The organism is Candidatus Zixiibacteriota bacterium (genome assembly GCA_022865345.1).
Lineage (GTDB): Bacteria > Zixibacteria > MSB-5A5 > MSB-5A5 > RBG-16-43-9 > RBG-16-43-9.
The window spans coordinates 1-4027 of sequence record JALHSU010000138.1; the positions used below are offsets into that span (position 1 = coordinate 1).

Consider the following 4027-nt stretch of genomic DNA (forward strand, 5'->3'; position numbering starts at 1 on the left):
AAGCTTCAGAGTTCACGCCACTGATATAAATGTAGACCGGTTGATTTTGAGTGCTTTAAATGTTCCTCTTAATGCTACCTTTACCGATAGTGCAAACGGTTCAGGTTCATTCAGATTTAGTCCCAGTTATAGTCAGTCTGGAGTATACAACGTTACCTTCATCGCCAGAGACACAGTAGGAGCAGCAGACAGTGAGATAGTGGCCATAACCGTCACAAATGTCAATAATCCACCGGTTTTAGACCCTATAGGGGCAAAGAAGGTGAAGGAAGGCCAGATATTGACCTTCAGGGTTCACGCTACAGACATAAATGGTGACAGGCTGGTTTTGAGTGCTCTGAATGTTCCAACTAATGCCGTCTTTACAGATAGTGGTAACGGAGCAGGTTCTTTCAGATTTAGCCCAAATTACAACCAGGCGGGAATCTATAACGTGACCTTCATTGCCAGGGATACCGTGGGTGCTGCTGATAGTGAGTTAGTTCGAATAACCGTGAGTGATGTAAAGAGGCCGCATGTTTTGTCCTCCATAAGTCCAAAATCAGTCATTGAGGGCCAGGTATTGACCTTAAGGATACACGCCACAAATATAAATGGTGGGCGAATGATTTTGAGCGCTTTAAATGTTCCTGTCAATGCCACTTTTACTGACAGTACCAATGGAGCAGGTTCATTTACTTTCAGTCCTAACTATGCTCAGGCAGGAATATATAACGTAACCTTTATTGCCAGGGATACCGTAGGTGCGGCTGATAGTGAGCTCGTATCCATAACTGTTAATAATGTTAATCTTGCGCCTCTAGTGGATTCGATCGGCCCGAAAACTATGGATGAAGGTACTATTTTAGTCTTTAGAGTGCACGCTACCGATGCGGATGCGGAAAGCCTGAGATTAACTGCTACCAGTCTCCCCCTCAATTCCATCTTCACGGATAGTGGCAATGGAGCAAGTTCATTCTATTTCAGCCCGAGTTGTTCCCAGGCAGGCATATATAATGTCACTTTCAAAGCTACAGACCCTTATCTTGCTTCGGATAGTGAGATAGTCCACATCCGGGTTAGACCTCCAGCTAACCTGATTGCAGGAGACCCGAATGGAGACCTGTTTGTTACTGTCTCGGATGTGGTTTATATTATAAATTATCTATTTAAGAGCGGTCCTCCTCCGCTTCACTGCCCGAGATCCGGAGATGTCAACTGTGACGGAAAGGTGACTGTCTCAGATGCAGTTTATCTGATAAATTACCTTTTCAAAGGAGGCCCTCCGCTCTGCCAGTAAGAAAAGTTCAAGGGATAAAAGTCCGTAGCGTCCGACCTTGGTGTTGGACGTTTTTTTCAAAAAAAAGCTGCAGCAGGGTGAAAAAACCTGCTTCAGCTTTTAGGTTTTGTCTTTTAATTAACTTTTAATTCAGATACGCCCTTAAAGTCTTGCTTCGGGAGGCATGCCTGAGCCTCCGGATAGCTTTTTCCTTAATCTGCCTGACTCTTTCACGAGTTAATCCAAACCTTGCTCCGATCTCCTCTAAGGTCAAAGGCTTTTCCTGGGTCAATCCGAAATAGAGACTTATCACCTGCGCCTCTCTGCCGCTTAAGGTTCTCAAGGCCCTTCCAATTTCCAGCCTTAAGGATTCGTCTAAAAGAGCCTCATCCGGAGCTGGCTGAAGCTCGTCCTCCAGCACATCCATCAGACTGTTGTCCTCCGAGGTGGAAAAAGGAGCATCTAAGGAAAGATGGGTATTGGAGATCTTAAGGGTATCTGACACTTCTAAGGTGGAAAGCTCTAACTCTTTGGCTATCTCAGCCGGGCTCGGCTCACGTCCGAATTCCTGCTGCAAGGAGCTGGAGATCTTCCCTATCTTGTGGAGAGTTCCCACCCGGTTTAAAGGAAGTCTCACAATTCTGGACTGTTCAGCCAGAGCCTGTAAGATCGCCTGTCTTATCCACCAGACCGCATAAGAAATGAACTTGAAACCTCTGGTTTCATCAAACCTTTTAGCCGCTTTTATCAGCCCGATATTCCCCTCATTGATCAAATCAGCTAAAGAAAGACCTTGATTTTGATACTGCTTAGCTACGCTGACCACAAATCTCAGATTTGCTTTGGTCAGTTTCTCTAAAGCAGACTGATCACCATTTTTAATCTTCTTAGCTAACTCGACCTCTTCCGCTGCCTTTATCAGAGGAGTTTCTCCTATCTCCCTCAAATAGAGATCTAAGGATTTGTCCTCATCCCTATATCTCTTTGAGTTTCTGGCCAAGAAATCACTCCTTTCCTATTCGGGTTTAACTACCAAATACATCGAATTCCCGTTGCGGATGATTAAAAAGGCTATAACTTTTTTCCTGTCCTTAAGCCCCCGGATTATTCTGGTATAATCTTCTTTAGTCTGAACCGACTTCCTGTCGATCTCTGAGATTATGTCGCCGGGCTGAATTCCGCTATCGTCCGCGATGCTTCCTTGATCGACCCCGGTAACTATCACACCCTTGGTATATATTACCCCGAACTGGGAAGCGAGATCTTCAGTCGCAGTCTCGACCTGAATCCCCAGCCAGTCTTTTTGTTCCTCCTCCTGTTTCTGAGGTTTTTCCTGCGGCGTAGCCGCCAGGAACTTGCTCCTCTCTCCCAGCTTTACCTTGAGAACCATTTTTTTCCCGTTCCTCAGGATGCCTAAGTCTATAGTCTTTCCTGGCTCCAGCCCAGCCACCTGCAGTCTGAACTGGTCTGCATCTGCAACCTTTTTTCCATCCAGGGTCAGGATCACGTCTCCAGTTTTCATGCCGGCTTTTGCTGCTGGAGTGTTGGGCTGCACCTGTTGAACTAGCAACCCTTCGGTTGAAGGAAGATCAAAGGCATCTTTCAAGTCTTTAGTGATATTGACTGGGGCAATCCCTAAATATCCCCTGGAGACCTGCTTCCCCTCTGCCAAACGTGGAAGTACAGTTTTCGCTAGATCTATGGGAATTGCAAACCCTATGCCTATGTTAAAGCTCTGTCCTGTGGGATTGGTAATGGCTGCATTAATCCCTATGACTTTTCCCTCTATATTGCATAGAGGACCGCCGCTGTTGCCTGGATTTATTGCCGCATCGGTTTGAATATAATTTTGAAAAGCAGGACTTTCTCCTTCTCCGAAGCGTAAACCTTTCCTGCCTTTTGCACTGACTACTCCTACTGTCACTGTTCGGTCTAACCCCAACTGCGGAAACGGATTACCGATAGCGACCACCCAGTCACCTACCCGCATTGCGTCCGAGTCACCTAACTCCACGGTGGGCAGAGGCTTCCTGGTCTCTATTTTTATCACCGCTATATCGGTTTCGCTGTCTGTCCCCATCAGTTTAGCCTTGTACTCTGAGCCATCAGCTAACTTGACTGTGATGTTATCAGCTCCTGAAACCACATGGTTATTGGTGAGAATGTACCCGTTCTTGTCAAAGATAAAACCCGAACCCAGACTGTAGTCTTTGTATTTACGAGGAGTCTGGGGCTGCGGTATCTCCCCGAAGAATCTGCGGAAAAATGGATCGTTCTCAAAAGGGAATAGATCGTGATACCTGCTTTCCACAACTTTTTCAGCGCTGATATTCACCACTGCCGGACTAACCGCCTCTGCCACGGCTACAAAAGGACTCTCCTTCTCAAAAAGCTGAGCCAGTTTTGAGGGTGGTTCTGCCTGGTTAGTCTCAACTGCTTTGGAATGTTTAGAGAAATCCAGATTAGAGGCGATCAAAACCCCCACCAAGATAAATAACAAAGCAAAAAGGCCATAGAGCAAAACATCTTTGCTCCTCAGATTGAATTTAGGACTTGGCATAGCCCGCTCCTTTCGGGAAAATATCATTATACGCAAAAAACATAAATTGTCAAGCAAAATAATCTTTGATGTTATAGCAAGATTAAAATGTCCTAATTTCTGCAAAGTTAAAATGTCCTGTCCTACAGATCCGTTTCTCGGATTTTCATGTTTTAGTTAGTAGTAGCTTTCCTTCTTTTTGGCTACTTTTTTCTTTTTGTTCATAAGGT

3 protein-coding genes are annotated in these 4027 nt (G+C 45.4%); 1 reads left to right on the forward strand and 2 read right to left on the reverse strand.

Features of this window, described 5'->3' with window-relative positions; genetic code table 11:
• On the forward strand, positions 1 to 1279 hold a 1279-nt coding region (locus MUP17_06500), incomplete at its 5' end, for a tandem-95 repeat protein (protein MCJ7458622.1).
• 124 nt (positions 1280 to 1403) lie between these two features.
• On the opposite strand, the gene MUP17_06505 is transcribed toward MUP17_06500, so the two are convergent.
• Together MUP17_06505 and MUP17_06510 are read right to left on the reverse strand one after the other, a co-directional pair.
• On the reverse strand, positions 1404 to 2258 hold the full coding sequence (locus MUP17_06505) for a sigma-70 family RNA polymerase sigma factor (protein ID MCJ7458623.1): 855 nt from the start codon (positions 2256 to 2258) through the stop codon (positions 1404 to 1406).
• A 15-nt stretch (positions 2259 to 2273) separates the two neighbouring features.
• Positions 2274 to 3818, reverse strand: a complete 1545-nt coding sequence (locus tag MUP17_06510) for a DegQ family serine endoprotease (GenBank protein ID MCJ7458624.1) — start codon at positions 3816 to 3818, stop codon at positions 2274 to 2276.
• Positions 3819 to 4027: the final 209 nt, after the last annotated feature.

What these genes read in the sequence shown, in the direction of transcription:
- MUP17_06510 (MCJ7458624.1), bottom strand. Translation starts at nt 3,818, where the DNA reads ATGCCAAGTCCTAAATTCAATCTGAGGAGCAAAGATGTTTTGCTCTAT.